The organism is Enterobacter sp. 4974935 (genome assembly GCF_058661735.1).
Map to the genome: position 1 here is coordinate 3,854,931 of NZ_JBZWGT010000003.1, position 20,365 is coordinate 3,875,295.

A 20,365-nucleotide genomic window follows, 5' to 3' on the forward strand; every position below is an offset into this window, starting at 1 on the left:
CGCCGTCACGTTGAAGGAGTAGGCTTGCGCACAGGTCATAACCCCTTTCACCATCTGTCATGAGGTTTCATGATGAGTAAAGTCAAACAAGCCGATATCGATCAGCTGATCGTCCTGGTCGGCGGACGCGAGAACATCGCCACCGTCAGCCATTGCATTACCCGCCTGCGCTTCGTGCTGAACGATCCGGCCAAAGCCAATCCGAAAGCCATTGAAGAGTTGAAAATGGTTAAAGGCTGCTTCACCAACGCCGGGCAGTTCCAGGTGGTGATTGGTACCGAAGTGGGCGATTACTATCAGGCTCTGCTGGCGACTACCGGGCACTCTTCCGCCGATAAAGAGCAGGCGAAGAAGGCAGCGCGCCAGAATATGAAATGGCATGAGCAGCTGATTTCCCATTTTGCGGAGATCTTCTTCCCACTGCTGCCGGCGCTGATCAGCGGGGGCTTAATTCTGGGCTTCCGTAACGTCATCGGCGATGTGCCAATGAGCGACGGCAAAACCCTGGCGCAGATGTACCCGGCGCTGCAAAGCATCTATGACTTCCTGTGGCTGATTGGCGAAGCCATCTTCTTCTATCTGCCGGTCGGGATCTGCTGGTCAGCGGTGCGCAAGATGGGCGGAACGCCCATTCTCGGAATCGTACTCGGCGTGACGCTGGTCTCTCCGCAGTTAATGAACGCTTACTTACTTGGTCAGCAAACGCCAGAGGTGTGGAACTTCGGCCTGTTTACCATCGCCAAAGTGGGCTACCAGGCGCAGGTTATCCCGGCATTGCTGGCGGGTCTGGCGCTGGGCTTTATTGAGACGCGTCTGAAGCGCATCGTGCCGGACTATCTCTATCTGGTGGTGGTCCCGGTCTGCTCGCTGATCCTGGCGGTGTTCCTGGCGCATGCCTTTATCGGTCCGTTTGGCCGCATGATTGGCGACGGCGTGGCCTTCGCGGTCCGTCACCTGATGACCGGCAGCTTCGCACCGATTGGCGCCGCACTGTTCGGCTTCCTGTACGCTCCGCTGGTGATCACCGGCGTGCACCAGACCACGCTGGCGATCGATATGCAGATGATCCAGAGCCTCGGCGGCACGCCGGTCTGGCCGATTATCGCCCTGTCTAACATTGCGCAGGCCTCCGCTGTAACCGGCATTATCATCGTCAGCCGTAAGCACAACGAGCGTGAGATCTCCGTTCCGGCGGCCATCTCCGCCTACCTCGGCGTCACTGAACCGGCGATGTACGGTATCAACCTGAAATATCGCTTCCCGATGCTCTGCGCGATGATCGGCTCCGGTCTGGCGGGCTTGCTGTGCGGCCTGAACGGCGTAATGGCAAACGGGATTGGCGTCGGCGGCCTGCCGGGTATCCTCTCCATTCAGCCTTCATTCTGGCAGGTATTTGCGCTGGCTATGGCGGTGGCGATTATCATCCCAATGGCGCTGACTACCGTGGTTTACCAGCGTAAGTTCCGTCAGGGCACGTTGCAGATTGTTTAATTCCCTTTTTCGGGGCGCAGTTGCGCCCCTTCGCATTTGCAGGAACGTACTATGAATACCCTTCCTCACTGGTGGCAGAACGGCGTTATCTATCAGATTTACCCAAAGAGTTTTCAGGATACCACCGGCAGCGGCACCGGCGATCTGCGCGGCGTAACGCAGCGCCTTGACTACCTGAAAACCCTTGGCATTGACGCCATCTGGCTGACGCCGTTTTATATCTCGCCGCAGGTGGATAACGGTTACGACGTGGCGAACTACACTGCCATCGACCCGACCTACGGCACGCTGGACGACTTTGACGAGCTGGTTGCCCGGGCGCATGAACGTGGCATCCGCATCGTGCTGGATATGGTCTTTAACCACACGTCCACGCAGCACGCCTGGTTCCGCGAGTCGCTGGATAAAGCGAGTCCGTACCGTGAGTTCTATATCTGGCGCGACGGTACGCCGGACGCGCTTCCCAACAACTGGCGCTCAAAGTTTGGCGGCAACGCCTGGCGCTGGCATGCCGAAAGCGAGCAGTATTATCTGCATCTGTTCGCGCCGGAGCAGGCGGATCTCAACTGGGAAAACCCGGCGGTGCGCGCCGAGCTGAAAAAAGTGTGCGAGTTCTGGGCCGATCGCGGCGTGGACGGCTTGCGTCTGGACGTCATTAACCTGATTTCAAAAGATCAGGATTTCCCGGACGACACCATCGGGGATGGCCGACGTTTCTACACTGACGGGCCGCGCATCCACGAATATCTCCAGGAGATGAGCCGGGATGTCTTTACGCCGCGCAACCTGATGACAGTGGGCGAGATGTCCTCCACCTCGCTGGAGAACTGTCAGCAGTATGCGTCGCTCGACGGGCGCGAGCTGTCGATGACCTTTAACTTCCATCATCTTAAGGTGGATTACCCCGGCGGCGAAAAGTGGACGCTTGCGAAGCCGGATTTTGTGGCGCTGAAAACCCTTTTCCGCCACTGGCAGCAGGGGATGCACAACAAAGCCTGGAACGCGCTGTTCTGGTGTAACCATGACCAGCCGCGCATCGTGTCACGCTTTGGTGACGAAGGGGAACACCGCGTGGCGGCGGCGAAAATGCTCGGTATGGTGCTGCACGGGATGCAGGGCACGCCGTATATTTATCAGGGTGAAGAGCTGGGCATGACCAACCCGCATTTCAGCCGTATCACCGACTACCGCGACGTGGAAAGTCTGAACATGTTCGCCGAACAGCGGGCTAACGGACGCGATACCGATGAACTACTGGCGATTCTGGCGAGTAAGTCACGCGATAATGGCCGCACGCCGATGCAGTGGGACGCCTCGCACAATGCGGGCTTTACCGGGGGCGAACCGTGGATTGGTGTCTGCGACAACTACGAAACCGTGAACGCCCGCGCGGCGCTGGACGACCCCGATTCGGTGTTCTACACCTATCAGTCGCTGATTCGCCTGCGCAAAACCCTGCCGGTGCTGACGTGGGGGGATTATGAGGATCTCCTGCCTGACCACCCTTCCCTGTGGTGCTATCGCCGCCAGTGGCAGGGGCAAACGCTGATGGTGGTGGCGAACCTGAGCCATTTGCCTCAGGAATGGCAAGCGGACGCTATCAGCGGCGAGTCGCAGGTGGTGATAAGCAACTACCCCGCCCCTCAAACCTCAATGCTTCGTCCGTTTGAAGCCGTGTGGTGGTTAAAGCAGTAATTCCTCCGCCGGGCACGATGCCGTGTCCGGCTTACTTTACTGTTTTTGTTGAATAATTAATCAGATTTTTCCTTCATGTCTTTACAATTGCCTCAGCGCCCGCCGTTTGTACTCTCGTCTTTTTACTTTGTCCTGCATCAAAAAAATCGCAAACATGTTTGATGCAAATCACTATATGTAGCACTTAAAATGCACGCCGACCCAACATCTTGTATTTATCGTCTACTATTCCAACAACAAGACGGCGCGAACGCTGGCCGGAATTGTGGATAACACGAGCTGGGCACGCGGGAAGTCTTTGCCTCGGCGAGGAATACGCCCGGTGAATACTTCTCCACCTCTGTGGATAACCTGTTTTTAAAATGGAGTGATCATGACACCGCATGTGATGAAACGTGATGGCTGTAAAGTGCCGTTTAAATCAGAGCGCATCAAAGAAGCCATTCTGCGTGCAGCTAAAGCAGCGGGAGTCGATGACGCAGATTACTGCGCCACCGTCGCAGAAGTCGTTAGCAGCCAGATGCACGAACGCAGCCAGGTGGATATCAACGAGATCCAGACCGCGGTTGAAAACCAGCTGATGTCTGGTCCGTACAAGCAGCTGGCGCGCGCCTACATTGAGTATCGTCACGACCGTGACGTCCAGCGTGAGAAACGCGGTCGCCTGAACCAGGAGATCCGCGGCCTGGTAGAGCAAACCAACTCGTCGCTGCTCAATGAAAATGCCAATAAAGACAGCAAAGTGATCCCGACCCAGCGCGACCTGCTGGCCGGTATCGTCGCCAAGCACTATGCCCGCCAGCACCTGCTGCCGCGCGATGTAGTCTCGGCGCACGAGCGCGGTGAAATCCACTACCACGATCTCGACTACTCGCCGTTCTTCCCGATGTTTAACTGCATGCTGATCGACCTGAAAGGCATGCTGACCCAGGGTTTTAAAATGGGTAACGCCGAGATTGAGCCGCCGAAATCCATCTCCACCGCGACGGCGGTCACGGCGCAGATCATCGCCCAGGTGGCGAGCCACATCTATGGCGGCACCACCATTAACCGCATCGATGAAGTGTTGGCCCCGTTCGTGACCGAGAGCTTCAACAAACACCGTAAAACGGCGGAAGAGTGGCAGATCCCGGACGCCGACGGTTATGCCCGTTCCCGCACCGAGAAAGAGTGCTACGACGCGTTCCAGTCGCTGGAATATGAAGTAAACACGCTGCACACCGCCAACGGCCAGACGCCGTTTGTGACCTTCGGGTTTGGCCTCGGAACCAGTTGGGAATCACGCCTGATCCAGCAGTCTATTCTGCGTAACCGTATCTCCGGCCTCGGTAAAAACCGTAAAACGGCGGTGTTCCCGAAACTGGTGTTCGCCATTCGCGACGGCCTGAACCACAAGTTTGGCGATCCGAACTACGACATCAAACAGCTGGCGCTGGAGTGCGCGAGCAAGCGTATGTACCCGGACATTCTGAACTACGACCAGGTGGTAAAAGTCACCGGTTCGTTTAAAACGCCAATGGGCTGTCGCAGCTTCCTCGGCGTGTACGAAGATGAGAACGGCGAGCAGATCCACGACGGGCGCAACAACCTGGGCGTCATCAGCCTGAACCTGCCGCGCATCGCGCTGGAAGCCAAAGGTAATGAAGCGGCCTTCTGGGCGCTGCTGGATGAACGTTTACAGCTGGCACGTAAGGCGCTGATGACCCGCATCGCCCGCCTTGAAGGGGTGAAAGCCCGCGTCGCGCCAATTCTCTATATGGAAGGGGCCTGCGGCGTGCGCCTGAAGGCGGATGATGATGTGTCGGAGATCTTCAAAAACGGTCGCGCGTCGATCTCTCTCGGCTATATCGGCATTCACGAAACCATTAACGCGCTATTTGGCGACAAGCACATCTATGACAACGACGCCCTGCGTGAGAAAGGTATCGCGATTGTGCAGCGCCTGCGCGATGCGGTAGACCAGTGGAAAGAGGAAACCGGCTACGGTTTCAGCCTGTACAGCACGCCGAGCGAAAACCTTTGCGATCGCTTCTGCCGTCTGGATACCGCCGAGTTCGGCATCGTGGAAGGGGTGACCGACAAAGGTTACTACACCAACAGCTTCCACCTCGATGTGGAGAAGAAGGTGAACCCGTACGACAAGATCGACTTCGAAGCGGCCTATCCGCCCATCGCGAACGGCGGTTTTATCTGCTACGGCGAGTACCCGAACATTCAGCACAACCTGAAGGCGCTGGAAGACGTGTGGGATTACAGCTATCAGCACGTTCCGTACTACGGAACCAACACGCCAATCGACGAGTGCTACGAGTGCGGCTTTACCGGTGAGTTCGAGTGTACCAGCAAAGGCTTCACCTGCCCTAAATGCGGTAACCACGATGCAGCCCGCGTCTCCGTGACCCGCCGCGTGTGCGGCTACCTCGGCAGCCCGGACGCCCGTCCGTTTAACGCCGGTAAGCAGGAAGAGGTGAAGCGCAGGGTGAAACATCTGGGAAATGGGCAGATCGGGTAATCCACTGCCATGTTAATGCCCGGTGGCGCTGCGCTTACCGGGCCTACGGACCGCTCTCTTTTGTAGGCCGGGTAAGCGCAGCGCCACCCGGCGTGGTTATTCGCGATGAACTATCACCAGTACTACCCCGTCGACATCGTCAACGGCCCCGGCACCCGCTGTACCCTCTTTGTATCAGGCTGCGTTCACGAGTGCCCCGGCTGCTATAACAAAAGCACCTGGCGCCTGAACTCGGGTATGCCGTTTACCGCTGAGATGGAAGACCGCATCATCAACGACCTGAACGACACGCGCATTAAACGTCAGGGGATCTCGCTCTCCGGCGGCGACCCGCTCCATCCGCAAAACGTGCCGGCGATCCTGAAGCTGGTAAAACGCATCCGCCGCGAGTGCGCGGGAAAAGACATCTGGGTCTGGACGGGTTACAAGCTGGATGAACTGAATGCGCAGCAGAAGGAAGTGGTGGATCTGATTAACGTCCTGGTCGACGGCAAGTTCGTGCAGGATCTAAAAGATCCTATGCTTATCTGGCGCGGCAGCAGCAACCAGGTTGTGCATCATCTGCGTTGAATGAAGGCGGATATCCGCTGTCCGCCTGAACGTCAAAACCGACTTACACTCTCCATTGCCTCAGCCTTAAACGCCGCAAAATCCTCGCACTGGCACAGGCGCGCCATCGCGCGTTCACGCAGGAAAGTGACAAAAATATCGTAAATCGCCATTGCCTCTTCGTACTCGCTTTTGCTGATGGCGAGCAGAAAAATGACATGGGCGGTTTCATCTCCCCACTGAATGCCCTGCGGCGCCAGCACGGTGTAGACCACCGTTTTTTGCGCCAGCAGGCCGAGGGAGTGCGGCAGCGCGATGCCGTCGCCGAGCATAGTGCTGACGATAGCTTCACGCTCGATAACCGATTCCAGAAATTCCGCGCCGACAAAGCCTTCGCTTTCAAGCTGCCCACACAGTTCGCGGAACAGCGTTTGCTGGTCGACAGGCTTGTCGAGAATGCGGAAATGGGCCGCGTCGAAGTATTTCTCCAGCATCCACGGGCGGGTACGGTCCACCAGCACCAGCTTGCCGATCTGCTCTAACTGATAATCGGTCGGGAACGGGGCGATTATCACCACCGGTTTGGATTTTTCGCTCACGCGAGCGGTGGAGATCACGAAGTCTTCGCCGATGGCATCGGCAAGTTCGTACTCGCGCAGGGTGAGCGTGCGCGTCACCTCAATCTGCGGGTATTTGCGCTGAAGCACCGCCTCGATCATGCGCACCATCGCGTTACCGGCGTCACATACCAGCAGCACGCGCGGCTGACGCTGGTAGCCGATGTTGTAGTGGCGCTCCAGACCGACACCGATATGCAGCACCAGAAAACCGATTTCGTTTTCGCTGATCACATACGGCGTGTATTTGCCCCAGCTCGACACCGCCGCGAGGGTCATATCCCACGCCATCGGGTAGTGCTGCTTGATGTTATCCAGCAGCGGATTGGGGATCATGATTTGATACCGCACGCGGGTAATCATGGTTTTGATGTGCGTGAGCAGATCTGCATGCAGTTGCTCGTCGCTCAACAGGTTGTAGTTATAGTGGGTGTTGATGTAGCGCAGGATATAGTTGACCAGGGCTTCGTCGTCGTCAGCATTAATGGCGCTGGGGGCGATCTCCTGGATCTGCCGCGCCGCAATGTGCACGCACAGCCAGCTCTCTTCCGATGGTGAAAGCGCTTTGCCCGCCAGCTCCTGGATAGCCACGGCGATATCTTTCGCCGCCTCGCGTACGTTCTCTTCCACGTCTTCAGCGTGGAATTCCGGCAGCGGATACCCCTCGCTGATGCGCCGCACCGACACCGCGCAGTACAGGCGCAGGAACAGCTCGCCTTCATCGGTCAGGCGAATGTGATGGCGCGTCAGCGCGTCGTGCAGGACAGGGACCATCTTTTCCGCCACGCCCGCGTTGAGCGCCACGTCGGTCACCAGCGGGTTCAGGCTATCCTGCTGCGCCAGCTCCCACAGGAGGTCGGTCAGGCAGGCGCGGATCGCCATCTCGCTGCCAAACAGCTTCATGCCGTGGCGCGGGCGGGTTTCCAGCGTCAGGTTGTAACGGTGAAACCACTCGCGTACTTCCACCATGTCGCTTTGCAGCGTGGCCCGGCTGACGAACCACTCATCTGCCAGATCCTCCAGCTTAAGGGAAAAGGCTGACGTCAGAAAACGCACCACCAGATAGTGCACGCGCTCCGGTCCGGTTCGCGGAATGCGCAGCGCGCGCGGGTGGGACGACTGCAATTGTTGATAGCGCACCACATCATTGATTTTGAGCTGATAGCCGTTGCCCCGGCTCAAAATGAACTGCGCGCCGTGGCTGGCCAGCAGCGCGTTCAGGGCGGTGATATCCGCCCGGACGGTTCGCGTGGAGACCGACAGCCGCTGCGCCAGCTCGTCCTGCGGCAGCGTCTCGTTTTGCAACAGATCGAAAAGTTGTGCTAAACGTTGGTTCGGAAATCGCACGTCGTTGTCCTCTTACTGCTCAGGGTGAAATGACCATCTGGGATGGGCTGCCGACCGGGGTATAGTCTGACTCGGCGCTCAGCTTGCCGTCCGGCGCCACGCGGAAACGGGTAATGTTGTCGCTGCGCTGGTTCATGACGTACAGCCAGCGCCCCTGCTTATCAAGCGTCAGGGTGCGCGGATAGTCGCCCCGCGTCCAGACATCGTCCTGATGTGTCAGCGTGCCCTCCGCCGTTACGGTAAAGTGCCCGATGCTGTTATGCAAACGGTTAGCGACATACAGCTGTTTCCCGTCGGCGCTTAGCGCCAGCCCGGCGGCAAAACTGGTGCCTTTATAACCGTCCGGCAAGGCTGAAACCGTTTTACCCTCTTTCAGCCTGCCGTTGCTGTCCAGCGCATAATGGGTGAGCGTAGAGGCTTCTTCGTTAATCAGCCACAGGGCATCCCCCTTCGGCGTAAAGACGAAGTGGCGCGGCCCGGCCCCTTTTGAGGAGGCGCTTATAAACGGCGGATCGTTCGGGGTCAGCTTTCCGGTTCGATCGTCAAAACGGTACTGATAGATGCGATCCAGCCCCAGATCGGTGGAAAAAACGTATTTCCCGCTCGGATCGGCGGCGATCATGTGCGCGTGAGGGCCGTTATGATCGCTGATGGCGAAACTGCCCTCGACGGCAGCTTCCGGCTTTGCCGCGCCCGGTTCGCCTTTGTCCTGATGGGTGTCCGTAGCATCGCCCAGGCTGCCGTCTGCGTTAACGGGCAGCACCGCGATCGATCCGCTGACGTAGTTCGCCACCAGCAAATGTTTGCCGTTCGGCGTCAGGGAAAGATACACCGGCCCCGCGCCGCCGGAGGCCACCTGATTCAGCTCGCTCAGCGCGCCGTTATCGCCTATTCGCAACGCCTGCACCACGCCCTGCTCCACCTCGCTTGCCAGGTAGAGCGTTTTGCCGTCGTGCGAGACGGTAAGCTGCGCAGCGTTCGGGAGTTGGCTCACCAGCGTTTTGTTATCGAGCGCGCCGGTTTGCGGGACGACGGTAAAACGGTACAGCCCTTCGCCGTTGGGATTATAGGTGCCCACCCAGGCGTATTGCGTCTGGGCGACAGCGGCGGTGGCGAGCATTGAGAGTGAAGCGACAAGCAGGGTACGGGTGTGCATGGTGGCTCCTTCGGGTGTGTGCGGTGTGTTTCCCCTCACCCTAACCCTCTCCCCAAAGGGGAGAGGGGACGATTACACCCTCTCCCCTTTGGGGAGAGGGCTGGGTGAAGGGCAGGTTCTACTTCACCAGCTTCTTCGTCATCGCCAGCAGCGTACGCACATCTTCCGGACGCGTGTCGCCGCTGGCTTTGTCGATAATCGAGCTGTAGATATGCGGGATGATTTTGCTCACGCCCGCGTCGAGGGCGATCTGCAGGATCTCCTCAAAGTTCTCCAGATCGATTCCCCCGGTCGGCTCCAGCCAGAAGTCGTGACGGGCGCAGGCTTCCGCCACCGCTTTATACTCGTCACGGCACTTGAGGCCGCCCATCGGGAAGTACTTGATTGAGCTGCCGCCGAAATCTTTCAGCAGGGCAATCGCGGTTTCCACCGGCACAATGCCGTCCGGCGCGTTGCTGCTCAGCGGGCCGGTGGAGATTTTCACCATGCCGACGGTGCCGGTCGGGGAGACCAGACCGTTGACCACGGACTCATTCTGCCCCAGCAGCGCGCGGCTGGCGGCCACGCCGGTAAAGACCTGATTGACGTGCTGCGGCTGTACCTGGCGGGAGATTTCACTCACCATCGCCGACTGGTTCGGATCGCCTGCGCCCAGCCCCACAGAGAGCGCGTTATCAATCAGTGCCGCGTACTCGCGCATATCCGCGACGGCGCTCGCCACGTCGGGGTAATTTTTGGAGAGCACGCCCACCAGCACATGACCTTCCGCCGCCTCGTAAATGGCGCTGGCGTTGGCTTTCGATCCTGCCAGCACGTTCAGGCAGACGCGGTCACGGTAAAAGTTGGGGGTCAGTTTCATGCTTTTTTCTCCTGTCCTAATACTTCGCTAATGCGGCGGTACACGATGTTTAGCTGGTCAGCATTCACGCTGCGCACATCCGCTTCGATAATCCCTTCGTTGGCCTTGTAGCCACGGAAGTAAACGGCGTATTCGCCCTGCTTGAGTGCGTTCACCAGTTCACCGGTGCCGACGCCGGTGGTCGCTTCGTCAAACTTAATCTCGGTGCGCGCGATATCGCGACCCGCGCTGTCCCAGACCACGCGGGCGGTGACGCCGTTCAGGGTGTTGAGCGCGTCAATAAACGGCGTCATCTTCGCCACCATCTCGGCCCCGCTCTCCCTGGTGGCCGTCAGGTAGTGTTCGATGGCGCAGGTCAGGCCGAGGATCCCCTCTTTGCCCACCTTCATCGCGCGGCCAATGCCCGCCGTCTGGCGCTTCACCCACTCAACGTACTGGGTTTTGCCGATCACCAGGCCGCTGGTTGGGCCTTCAATCGCCTTCGCGCCGCTGTAGATCACCAGGTCCGCGCCGGAGCGGTAATAGGTATGCAGATCTTCTTCCGCCGCGGCATCAACGATCAGCGGCAGGTCGTGTTTACGCGCCACCACCGCCGCCTGCTCGACGCTGAGCATGCTTTTCTGTACGCAGTGGTGCGATTTAATGTAGAGGATAGCCGCTGTACGCGGGGTGATCGCTGCCGCCAGCTGATCGGCAGAGCATTCGTTGGCGTAGCCCGCTTCCACCAGCCTGCCGCCGCCCAGCGCTACCATGGTGCCTACCGGCGCGCCAAAGTTAACGTTGTGGCCTTTCGGCAGGACGATCTCGTTGTTCTCAATCGGTGTGACGTGCAGGTTTTCCAGCAGCCAGTCGCTGTCTTTCACCAGTACCGCCGCCACGGACTGGGCAATGCCCGCCGACGCGCAGGAGACCACCGTTGCGCCTTCCACCTCCAGCAACTTCGCGATGTATTCGCCGGTTTTATTGACCAGATCCTTTATCTCGAAATAGTGATTCATGCCGTCCATCGCCGCCTGCACCACTTCCGGGCGCGGCGTGGAGACACCCAGCGCCGTCATGCGGCCAGAGGTGTTGATAACCTGCTTTAAGTTGTACTTCTCATAAATCGAAGGCATGTTCCGTGCTCCCTTGTTCGGTCATGTAGCCCTTGCCCGCGCGGATCGCGGCAAGCGGCACCAGAATGTGTTCAGCCTGCAGGCTGTCGTTTTCAGCATCCGTCAGCACCGTCGGCTGGCGTTTGAGGGTGAACAGCGTCAGATCAGCGTCGAGACCAGGCTGAATGCGGCCTTTGCGCGTCAGGCGCAGGCCGTCTGCGGCGTTGGCGGTGACGCAGTCAATCACCTGCGGCAATGACATGCCGATGGCGAGGAATTTCGACATCACGCTGGCCAGCGAGCCGACCGGGCCGTTGATGCGGTTGCGGCAGTAGATATCCGAGCTGATGGTGTGCGGCAGAATGCCCATCGCGATGGCGCGTTTCGCCACCTCAAAGCTGAAGCTCGCCGTGCCGTGGCCGACGTCCAGACGCACGCCGCGCTTCAGCGCAGACGTAATGGAGGCGCGCAGCTCGCCGGAGGGCGTCAGAATGCGGTTGGGCTTGCCGTTGTAGCAGTGGGTAATGATGTCGCCGGAGCTTAACAGCTCGGCAATCTCATCGAGGTTCGGCGGGTTGTTGCCGATGTGCACCATCAGCGGCAGGTTGCCGTTCTCTTTCTGAATGGCTTTAGCGCGCTCCAGCGGGGTAATACCGTTTTCACCGACCACGCTGCTGCTCATGCGCGCCTTCAGGCCGACGATAAAATCCGGGTAGCGCGTCACCGCCTGCTTCACCGCATCAGCATCAATATTGGCCATATTGGCCAGCTCGTTCTGGGCAATCAGCCCCACGCGGGAGATGTTCAGCAGGGCAAACACCTCGGTGGATGCTTTGCGGGTGATGGCGTAAAAATCATCCACGTCGTCGGCCCCGGTACTGCCCGCGTCCACCACGGTGGTGACGCCGGTGGCAATGCCCACGCTGTCCGGCTCGTCATGGTAAATCGGGGAGTTCGGGTAGCAGTGGACGTGGGAGTCAATCCAGCCCGCGCTGACGAACACGTCGCCGTTCAGCTCAACCGTTTTGCGGGCGGGAGCGTCAATGTCGCCTGTCGCGGCAATCTTCCCGTCCTGGATGGCGATATCGGTCAGGGTATCGTCGGCGAGGCGCGCACGGCGCAGGAGTAAATCAAACATGAGGATCTCCTGATAAAGCGGGCACCGAAGCGCCCGCGGGTATTAAAGGGCGACCGGGAACAGCCAGCCCAAAATCATTGCGCCGAGGATGGCGCCACCGGTAATCGGCTTCTGCCAGATGTAGAACAGCAGCGCGCCCACCAGGGAACCGACGCCGATTGGAATGGAGGCGGTCATGGCGCTGAGGATAATCAACGGCCCGAGGAAGCGGCCGGAGGCGTTACCCGCGCCCATCATCACGTCTGCACCGTAGGTGGAGTTACTCTGGTTGATGGTGAACTTACGCGCCAGGATGATGACGTAGCCAATCGCCAGACCAATCACCAGGCCGGTAATCAGCGAGGCAATAAAGTTGGTCACCGGGAACATGATCCCCGCGCCCAGCAGCAGCGCCGGTACGCCGAGGCCCACGCCGGTCTGGATCGCCCCGCCGATGTCGAGAATCCCGACCAGCGACCCTTCGATGATACGGGCGAACAGGAAGCTTGCGCCGAACGCCGCCACCGCGCCGTAAACGCCGGTATCGATTCCCGCTTTCAGCATCGCCACGAAGGCCACTTCGTTAAACGCGCCGATGCCGTAGAGGTAGTACATGTGCGTCCCGGCGAAGACGCCGGAGGAGAGCAGGCCAACGAAGATCGGGAACGACCAGTCGGCATACCAAAAACCTTTATTCTGTTCCATTTAGAGGCTCCTGTTATTTACCGCTGAGCGAGTTGTGGATCATATCGAGCCAGTTCGGCACGGTCAGATGGAAGGATTCGATCATCTTCATGTCGAAGCCGCGGAAGAAGCCGCTCAGCACGAACAGCAGGACGATCGCCGCCATCATCACTTTGGTGACGTGGTTCCAGCCGCTCTCTTCCACGCCTTTACCGATCAGGATCCCCAGCACCAGGCCCGGCACGGCGTTACCCATGATCAGCTGCGCTGCGCCGCCAAAGATGGTGGCCCAGAAGCCCGATTTTTTACCCGCGTCGATGGCTGCCAGCCAGAAGATCACCGGCATCACGGTGTTGACCAGCAGGTTCGCGGCAGGCACCAGCACCTTCACGGCGGTGACCTGAAGCGCAGCCGGAACGGAGGAGGCGGTCAGGTTAAGGAAGGTCACGACAATCATGCCGATAATGCCGCAGGCAATCGCCATTTTGCGCGGGTCATGCAGCGTTTCACCGACGTTACGGTTTTTGATCATCAGTGCAGCAGCACCCCAGTTCGGGATGATGCGGTGGTCAACGTCCTGTGTGAAGGCACCTGCGGCCACGGAAGAGGCCCAGGCGTTAAAGAAGAAACCTAACCCAAAGGAGAAGTGGGACGCCGGATCCCCTTCACAGGAGTTCAGTTCCCCCAATGTACGAAACGCGCCCATACCCTGAGTGGTAGGCGCATGAAACATGCGTGCAGCCCCGGCTCCAACACCGACGCCAACCAGGCCGCCAATGATGAGCGATTTTATTAATATAATTAAGAACATCAGTCTGCCCTTTTATGAATAATCAGCGTTGCGTGACGAAATCCACCTGGTCGAGATTGATGGCGGTCACGTTGACGGTCACATCCAGCTCCACGCTGTAGGTGCGTCTTTCCCGACGCAGAAAGAAGAACAAAAACGCTTCTTTTCGCACCGCTTCTTGCGCCTGAACAACCTGCACATCCTGTGGCTCAATACGCAGTAAGATATGCGGTGAGGCTTTCATCACCGCGGCCTGTACGTGATTGAGGGCGTCGGCAAAGGCGCGCGCTTTGGCATCGCCCTTCCCCTTCACTCTCACCGTGGTCGTGAACTGTTCTTTCATGCTTACGCGCCGTATTTCTTCTGCCACGCCTGTACCAGACGCTCGCCCAGCTCTTCTTTATCCATAAAGCCAAAGCCCAGCACGTTGCAGCCTTCGTTGATAGCGGTCACCCCCTCATCCACGGAGCGCATGCCGTATTTGGCCTTGTAGCCGTATTTGGTCTGGGCGGTGATGGCACCCGCGCCGCCGCTGCCGCAGAACGAGATCCCGAAGGTGGCGTTTTCTGCTTTCATCACGTCACCGAGCTTCATATCCGCTGCCATGCCCGGTACGACAACCGCGCGTCCGCCGGCTTTTTCCACACCCGCAGCCACTTTCTGACCTTTACCCAGGCGATCGCCAATCACGACTGTAATCTGTTCCATGTGTTGCTCCTTAAAGGTTGTCTTTCGCGACTTCGAAGTGAACGGAGAGCAGCCAGGCTTCTTCATCAGGAAGATTGCCAAACTGCGCTACCACTTCACGGGCAAGTTGCATTGAATCTGGTGAAATTTCGTCGAACAGCTCTGCTTCAACCTCCGGCAGCGGCTCGCCGGTCACAGACCGGTGCGCCATTGCGCGAACGTGGGAGGTCAGCATCTGCTCCTGTACCGCGTTGGGGATGATGTTGTGCCGGGCCAGCAGGGCGTAGACCTGCTGAAGCATGGTGTTCGCGAGCTGTTCTGTTTGCACCGCCTGTTCCCCAACGTCGTTCATTACCGCTCCGTTAATCACTCGTCTTACCCCGTTAATGGCTCTGGAATAAAACTAACGTCGAGGGGGCGTTGTTTGTAGCGAGTTGTTTTCCACTTCGAAGTGGAAAGGCGAGCCGCGGCAGTGATCTGTGCCACATAAATGCGGTGAATCTGGATTAATCGCTGGATTTACGTGATGAATATCACGCTATTACGCGGCACTAAACAGGTAAGCGGAGTGGAAAAGATTACGAGCAGGCTCGTAGAAATGTGACGTGGATAAGGTTTTCTTATGGGGAGGGAGGAGAGTGTGAGCGGGGATGCTTAACGCGCCCCGCTCATCCAGACTATCAACGATACTTTTTGTGATACGCGTTGCGGGTCGCCGCAAACTGGTCGGCTGCCGCCTGGGCTTCCTTCACTTTGCCTTCGTTCGCCAGCTTCAGCGCGCCGTCGATCTGGCCGACCAGCACGTCAAAACCGTGGCGGTAGTCTTTCATCTCGGCGCTGTCCGCCGCTTTGCTTTCCAGCTTCGGCGGCGTCGCTTTTTGCGCATCCAGCGCCGCTTCACGCATTTTGGTCAGTGCGTCTTTCATCTCCGCCGCATCGTCGGTTTTCTGCACCACCTTCAGGTTTTGACTGAGGATGTCCATGTTGTCTTCAAGATCGGCAGCAAACGCAGATGAACCAAGAACCAGCGTTGAAGCCGCGACGATCGCTAACAGGTGTTTACGCATTGCTCACTTCCTTTTTTATTATAAATCACGCTTTTACGGGGATTATTGCCCGGCGATTTTCATCTCCGGCAGTAATACAGAACCACACTGAATATTGCTGCGTGTTTCAATATCGTTACCGACCGTAACAATATTGCGCCACATGTCCTTGAGGTTGCCGGCGATGGTGATTTCGCTCACCGGATACTGAATTTCACCGTTTTCCACCCAGAAGCCCGCTGCGCCGCGAGAGTAGTCGCCGGTGATACCGCTCACGCCCTGCCCCATCAGCTCGGTGACCACCAGACCGGTGCCCATCTCTTTCAGCATCTGTTCAAAATTCAGGCCCTGCCCGGCAATGCGCCAGTTATGAATGCCGCCCGCGTGCCCGGTGCTTTTCAGCCCCAGCTTACGCGCGGAGTAGTTGGTCAGCAGCCACTGGGTCAGAATGCCGTCTTTAACGATATCCCGGCGCTCCGTGCGCACGCCTTCGCTGTCGAACGGCGTGGAGGCCAGCCCTTTCAGCAGGTGCGGGTGCTCTTCGATGGTCAGCCATTCCGGCAGGATCTGCTTGCCCAGCGAGTCGAGCAGGAAGGTCGATTTACGGTACACCGAACCACCCGCAATCGCCCCCACCAGATGACCAAACAGACCGGTTGCCACTTCGTTGGCAAAAATGACCGGGGCTTTCATGGTGGAGAGTTTACGCGGCGAGAGGCGTGACAGCGTGCGTTCGGCGCACTCTTTTCCCACCCACTCCGGAGACTGCAAATCCCCCAGCGCGCGGCCAATGGTATACGCGTAATCACGCTCCATATCGCCGTTCTCTTCGGCGATCACGCAGCTGGAAAGCGAGTGGCGGGTTGAGCAGTACCCCTGCAACATGCCATGGGAGTTACCAAACACTTTGATGCCGTAGTGGCTGTTAAAGCTGCCGCCTTCGGTATTGGTGATGCGTTTGTCAGCCTGCAAAGACGCCTGCTCGGCGCGCGAGGCCAGCTCAATGGCTTCATCCGGAGTCACTTCCGCCGGATGGAACAGATCGAGATCCGGCGCGTCAAACGCCAGCAGCTCTTTATCAGCCACGCCAGCGTAAGGATCCGGGGAGGTGTACCGCGCGATATCCAGCGCCGCCTGCACTGTACGGGCGATGGCATCCGGGCTGAGATCGGTAGACGACGCGCTGCCTTTGCGATTCTGGTGATACACCGTGATCCCCAGCGCGCCATCGCTGTTAAATTCTACATTCTCCACTTCGCCATAGCGGGTGCTCACGCTAATACCGGTGGTTTTGCTGACCGCCACTTCGGCGCCATCTGATTTACCTGAAGCGAGCATCAGCGCGGTGGAGACGGCTTCTTCCAGGATCTTACGCTGCGCTTCAACTTGTGAGGTTACTTTCATCGCAAATGCCATACTGTAAGAGAGAGTTAAGTGAAGTCTAACAGAGAACCGTTTTTCAGTGCGCGTCTTAACTGGTAACATTAGCCTCTTTTTTTAAGGAGCCTGACATGACTAAGCAGCCCGAAGACTGGCTCGACGACGTTCCCGGTGATGACATCGAAGACGAAGATGATGAGATCATCTGGGTCAGTAAAAGTGAAATTAAACGTGACGCCGAAGAGTTAAAACAGCTTGGCGCAGAAATGGTAGAACTGGGTAAGAACGCGCTGGATAAGATCCCGCTCGACCAGGATCTGCGCGATGCCATTGAACTGGCACAGAAAATCAAGAAAGAAGGGCGTCGCCGCCAGCTTCAGCTTATCGGGAAACTGCTGCGTCAGCGCGATGTTGAGCCGATCCGTCAGGCGCTGGATAAACTTAAGAACCGCCACAACCAGCAGGTTGCGCTGTTCCATAAGCTGGAGCAGATCCGCGACCGTCTGATCGAGCAAGGTGATGACGCGGTACCTGAAGTGCTGAACCTGTGGCCGAATGCCGACCGCCAGCAGCTGCGTTCTTTGATCCGTAACGCGAAGAAAGAGAAAGAAGGGAATAAGCCGCCGAAGTCTGCGCGTCTGATTTTCCAGTATCTGCGCGAGCTGTCTGAGAACGAAGAGTAAACCCCTCACCCCAGCCCTCTCTCCAAAGGGGAGAGGGAGAAGAGATAATGTAGGCCCGGGAAGCGCTAACGCCACCGGGCCTTTTTTTACTCTGCGGCCGCGGCTTTCTTCGCCAGACCGTCCAGCAGCTTCTGATGGATCCCACCAAACCCGCCGTTGCTCATCACCAGAATGTGATCGCCAGGCTGTGCGGCTTTCACCACCATATCCGCTAAGACATCCACGTCCGCACTCCAGTGCGCTGGCTGAATGCAGGCGTCGGCCACTTCGGCCACCTGCCACGGAATATGCTGCGGTTGCAGGAGGAAGACCTCGTCGGCACGCCCTAAGGACGGCGCGAGATCGTCTTTGCATATCCCCATTTTCATGGTGTTCGAACGCGGTTCCAGCACGGCCAGAATACGCGCGGTGCCGCCAACTTTGCCACGCAATGCGGCAAGCGTCGCCAGAATGGCGGTTGGGTGGTGCGCGAAATCGTCATACACCGTCACGCCGTGGGCTTCACCGCGCAGCTCCAGACGGCGACGGGCGTTGATAAACGAGCCCAGCGCATTGGCGGCATCCGCAGGCAGTACGCCCACGTGACGCGCCGCGGCGATCGCCATCAGGCCGTTGTGCATGTTGTGCTCGCCCACCAGGCCCCACTTCACCTCGCCCACTTTCTCACCGTCGAGCAGCACTTCCCATTCGGAAGCATCCGCGTTGAGCTTTTTCGCCTGCCAGTGCCCCTGCTCGCCAACCAGCTCCTGCTCGCTCCAGCACCCCATCGCCATAGTCTGCTTCAGGTTGATGTCGTTCTCCGGCAGGATAATGCGGCCCTGACCCGGAACAATGCGCACCAGATGGTGGAACTGTTTCTGAATCGCTTTCAGGTCGTCAAAGATATCCGCGTGATCGAACTCAAGGTTGTTGAGGATCAGCGTGCGTGGGCAGTAATGCACGAACTTGGAGCGCTTGTCGAAGAACGCGCAGTCGTATTCATCCGCTTCAATCACAAAGAACGGGCTGTCGCCCAGACGCGCGGAGACGTCGAAATTCCCCGGCACGCCGCCGATCACGAACCCCGGCTTGTAGCCGCAGGCTTCGAGGATCCAGGTCGCCATACCGGCGGTGGTGGTTTTGCCGTGCGTCCCGGCAACGGCGACAACCCAGCGGTCGCGCAGGACAAAATCATGCAGCCACTGCGGGCCAGACATGTACGGGATATTGCGTTCCAGCACCGCTTCAACGCATGGATTCCCACGGGTCATGGCGTTACCCACGATCACCAGATCCGGCTGCGGCTCCAGCTGGCTGGCATCGTATCCCTGAATCAGAGAAATTCCCTGCTTCTCGAGCAGCGTGCTCATCGGCGGATACACATTGGCGTCCGAACCTGTCACTTCATGGCCCAGCGAGCGCGCCAGCATTGCCAGTCCGCCCATGAAAGTGCCACAAATCCCCAATATATGAATGCGCATACGTCACTATCCTTCTTCAATGTGGCGCACATTTTACTCACATGTCAGCGGCTGTGAAACGCATTTCAGGTAAATCCGTATTTTGCTGGCGCGATTCACCTCTGCGCTAATATTTGAATGTTTGTTAAGATTGTTGGACATCAACCGCTTTACTCAACATAAGATGCAGGGAAAGTGTTATGAAAACGTTAGGTGAATTTATTGTCGAAAAGCAGCACGAGTTCTCTCATGCTACGGGTGAGCTCACTGCTTTGCTGTCGGCAATAAAGCTGGGCGCTAAGATCATCCACCGCGATATCAACAAGGCCGGTCTGGTCGATATCCTGGGTGCCAGCGGTGCCGAGAACGTTCAGGGTGAGGTTCAGCAGAAACTCGACCTGTTCGCCAATGAAAAACTGAAAGCAGCACTGCGCGCGCGCGACATCGTTGCGGGTATCGCCTCTGAAGAAGAAGATGAGATCGTCGTATTCGAAGGGTGTGAACACGCAAAATACGTTGTTCTGATGGATCCGCTGGACGGCTCCTCCAACATCGACGTTAACGTTTCTGTCGGTACCATTTTCTCCATCTACCGTCGCGTCACCCCGGTTGGCACACCGGTGACGGAAGAAGACTTCCTGCAGCCGGGCAGCAAGCAGGTTGCTGCCGGTTACGTGGTGTATGGCTCATCCACCATGCTGGTGTACACCACCGGCTGCGGCGTGCACGCCTTTACCTACGATCCGTCGCTGGGCGTTTTCTGTCTGAGCCAGGAGCGCATGCGCTTCCCGGAGAAGGGCAATACCTACTCCATCAACGAAGGCAACTACATCCGATTCCCGAATGGCGTGAAGAAGTACATCAAATTCTGCCAGGAAGAGGATAAAGCCACCCAGCGCCCGTATACCTCGCGCTATATCGGCTCGCTGGTGGCGGATTTCCACCGTAACCTGCTGAAGGGCGGTATTTACCTCTACCCAAGCACCGCCAGCCACCCGGACGGAAAACTGCGTCTGCTGTACGAGTGCAACCCGATGGCATTCCTGGCCGAACAGGCAGGCGGCAAAGCGAGTGACGGTAAAGAGCGTATTCTGGATATCGTGCCGGAAAGCCTGCACCAGCGCCGTTCGTTCTTTGTCGGCAACGACCACATGGTGGAAGACGTTGAACGCATGATCCGCGAATTCCCGGACGCGTAACGCGTAAATAGGGGAGCCCG

The 20,365-nt window shown here is 58.1% G+C and carries 19 protein-coding genes; 6 read left to right on the forward strand and 13 right to left on the reverse strand.

Translation table 11 applies throughout. The features are described from left to right. Positions 1-72: 72 nt before the first annotated feature. The 4 genes from treB to nrdG all read left to right on the forward strand — a co-directional run bounded on the left by treB (position 73) and on the right by nrdG (position 6,268). Positions 73-1,491 (forward strand): PTS trehalose transporter subunit IIBC, encoded by a 1,419-nt coding sequence (gene treB, locus AC4OVS_RS19675; protein WP_022646875.1) that lies wholly within the window; start codon positions 73-75, stop codon positions 1,489-1,491. 51 nt (positions 1,492-1,542) lie between these two features. Further along, positions 1,543-3,186, forward strand: a complete 1,644-nt coding sequence (gene treC / locus AC4OVS_RS19680) for an alpha,alpha-phosphotrehalase (RefSeq protein ID WP_126490150.1) — start codon at positions 1,543-1,545, stop codon at positions 3,184-3,186. 373 nt (positions 3,187-3,559) lie between these two features. Continuing rightward, positions 3,560-5,698 (forward strand): anaerobic ribonucleoside-triphosphate reductase, encoded by a 2,139-nt coding sequence (gene nrdD / locus AC4OVS_RS19685; RefSeq protein ID WP_022646868.1) that lies wholly within the window; start codon positions 3,560-3,562, stop codon positions 5,696-5,698. 105 nt (positions 5,699-5,803) lie between these two features. Next, positions 5,804-6,268 (forward strand): anaerobic ribonucleoside-triphosphate reductase-activating protein, encoded by a 465-nt coding sequence (gene nrdG, locus AC4OVS_RS19690; protein WP_022646867.1) that lies wholly within the window; start codon positions 5,804-5,806, stop codon positions 6,266-6,268. A gap of 32 nt (positions 6,269-6,300) precedes the next feature. On the opposite strand, the gene AC4OVS_RS19695 is transcribed toward nrdG, so the two are convergent. The 12 genes from AC4OVS_RS19695 to pmbA all read right to left on the reverse strand — a co-directional run bounded on the left by AC4OVS_RS19695 (position 6,301) and on the right by pmbA (position 17,060). Then, positions 6,301-8,211 carry a BglG family transcription antiterminator gene (locus AC4OVS_RS19695; protein WP_023305322.1) on the reverse strand — a complete coding sequence of 637 codons (1,911 nt, stop codon included), beginning with the start codon at positions 8,209-8,211 and terminating at the stop codon, positions 6,301-6,303. A 19-nt stretch (positions 8,212-8,230) separates the two neighbouring features. Then, the gene (locus tag AC4OVS_RS19700; RefSeq protein WP_491922657.1) at positions 8,231-9,367 is read right to left on the reverse strand and encodes a lactonase family protein; all 1,137 of its coding nucleotides are present in this window, start codon (positions 9,365-9,367) and stop codon (positions 8,231-8,233) included. A gap of 118 nt (positions 9,368-9,485) precedes the next feature. Then, positions 9,486-10,226 (reverse strand): 2-dehydro-3-deoxy-phosphogluconate aldolase, encoded by a 741-nt coding sequence (dagF, locus tag AC4OVS_RS19705; protein ID WP_022646864.1) that lies wholly within the window; start codon positions 10,224-10,226, stop codon positions 9,486-9,488. Further along, positions 10,223-11,341, reverse strand: coding sequence for a DgaE family pyridoxal phosphate-dependent ammonia lyase (locus AC4OVS_RS19710; RefSeq protein WP_063849838.1), 1,119 nt, complete (start codon positions 11,339-11,341; stop codon positions 10,223-10,225). The genes dagF and AC4OVS_RS19710 overlap by 4 nt, the downstream gene beginning before the upstream one ends. Further along, positions 11,325-12,458 (reverse strand): amidohydrolase/deacetylase family metallohydrolase, encoded by a 1,134-nt coding sequence (locus AC4OVS_RS19715; protein WP_491922658.1) that lies wholly within the window; start codon positions 12,456-12,458, stop codon positions 11,325-11,327. The genes AC4OVS_RS19710 and AC4OVS_RS19715 overlap by 17 nt, the downstream gene beginning before the upstream one ends. Positions 12,459-12,500: 42 nt before the next feature. Further along, positions 12,501-13,142: a DUF4310 family protein gene (locus AC4OVS_RS19720; RefSeq protein WP_003856081.1), complete on the reverse strand. Its 642-nt coding sequence runs from the start codon at positions 13,140-13,142 to the stop codon at positions 12,501-12,503. Positions 13,143-13,155: 13 nt separating this feature from the next. Further along, positions 13,156-13,932, reverse strand: a complete 777-nt coding sequence (locus AC4OVS_RS19725) for a DUF4311 domain-containing protein (RefSeq protein ID WP_006810337.1) — start codon at positions 13,930-13,932, stop codon at positions 13,156-13,158. Between the two features lie 22 nt (positions 13,933-13,954). Beyond that, a complete protein-coding gene (locus tag AC4OVS_RS19730; protein ID WP_006810338.1) occupies positions 13,955-14,254 on the reverse strand; it encodes a DUF4312 family protein in 300 nt (99 codons plus the stop codon). 2 nt (positions 14,255-14,256) lie between these two features. Continuing rightward, complete coding sequence (locus tag AC4OVS_RS19735; protein WP_006810339.1) at positions 14,257-14,619, reverse strand: SFCGS family glycine-rich protein; 363 nt, start codon at positions 14,617-14,619, stop codon at positions 14,257-14,259. A 10-nt stretch (positions 14,620-14,629) separates the two neighbouring features. Continuing rightward, a complete protein-coding gene (locus AC4OVS_RS19740) occupies positions 14,630-14,968 on the reverse strand; it encodes a PRD domain-containing protein (protein WP_026080657.1) in 339 nt (112 codons plus the stop codon). A 310-nt stretch (positions 14,969-15,278) separates the two neighbouring features. After that, on the reverse strand, positions 15,279-15,665 hold the full coding sequence (gene cybC, locus AC4OVS_RS19745) for a cytochrome b562 (RefSeq protein WP_022646861.1): 387 nt from the start codon (positions 15,663-15,665) through the stop codon (positions 15,279-15,281). A gap of 42 nt (positions 15,666-15,707) precedes the next feature. Next, on the reverse strand, positions 15,708-17,060 hold the full coding sequence (gene pmbA, locus AC4OVS_RS19750) for a metalloprotease PmbA (protein WP_023299182.1): 1,353 nt from the start codon (positions 17,058-17,060) through the stop codon (positions 15,708-15,710). A 95-nt stretch (positions 17,061-17,155) separates the two neighbouring features. Between pmbA and yjgA the strand changes: the two genes are divergently transcribed. Then, a complete protein-coding gene (gene yjgA / locus AC4OVS_RS19755) occupies positions 17,156-17,707 on the forward strand; it encodes a ribosome biogenesis factor YjgA (RefSeq protein ID WP_003856072.1) in 552 nt (183 codons plus the stop codon). 86 nt (positions 17,708-17,793) lie between these two features. Here the strand turns inward: yjgA and mpl are convergent, their stop codons facing one another. Beyond that, positions 17,794-19,167, reverse strand: a complete 1,374-nt coding sequence (gene mpl / locus AC4OVS_RS19760) for a UDP-N-acetylmuramate:L-alanyl-gamma-D-glutamyl-meso-diaminopimelate ligase (protein WP_017694649.1) — start codon at positions 19,165-19,167, stop codon at positions 17,794-17,796. A gap of 179 nt (positions 19,168-19,346) precedes the next feature. Between mpl and fbp the strand changes: the two genes are divergently transcribed. Continuing rightward, positions 19,347-20,345: a class 1 fructose-bisphosphatase gene (fbp, locus tag AC4OVS_RS19765; protein ID WP_022646858.1), complete on the forward strand. Its 999-nt coding sequence runs from the start codon at positions 19,347-19,349 to the stop codon at positions 20,343-20,345. Positions 20,346-20,365: the final 20 nt, after the last annotated feature.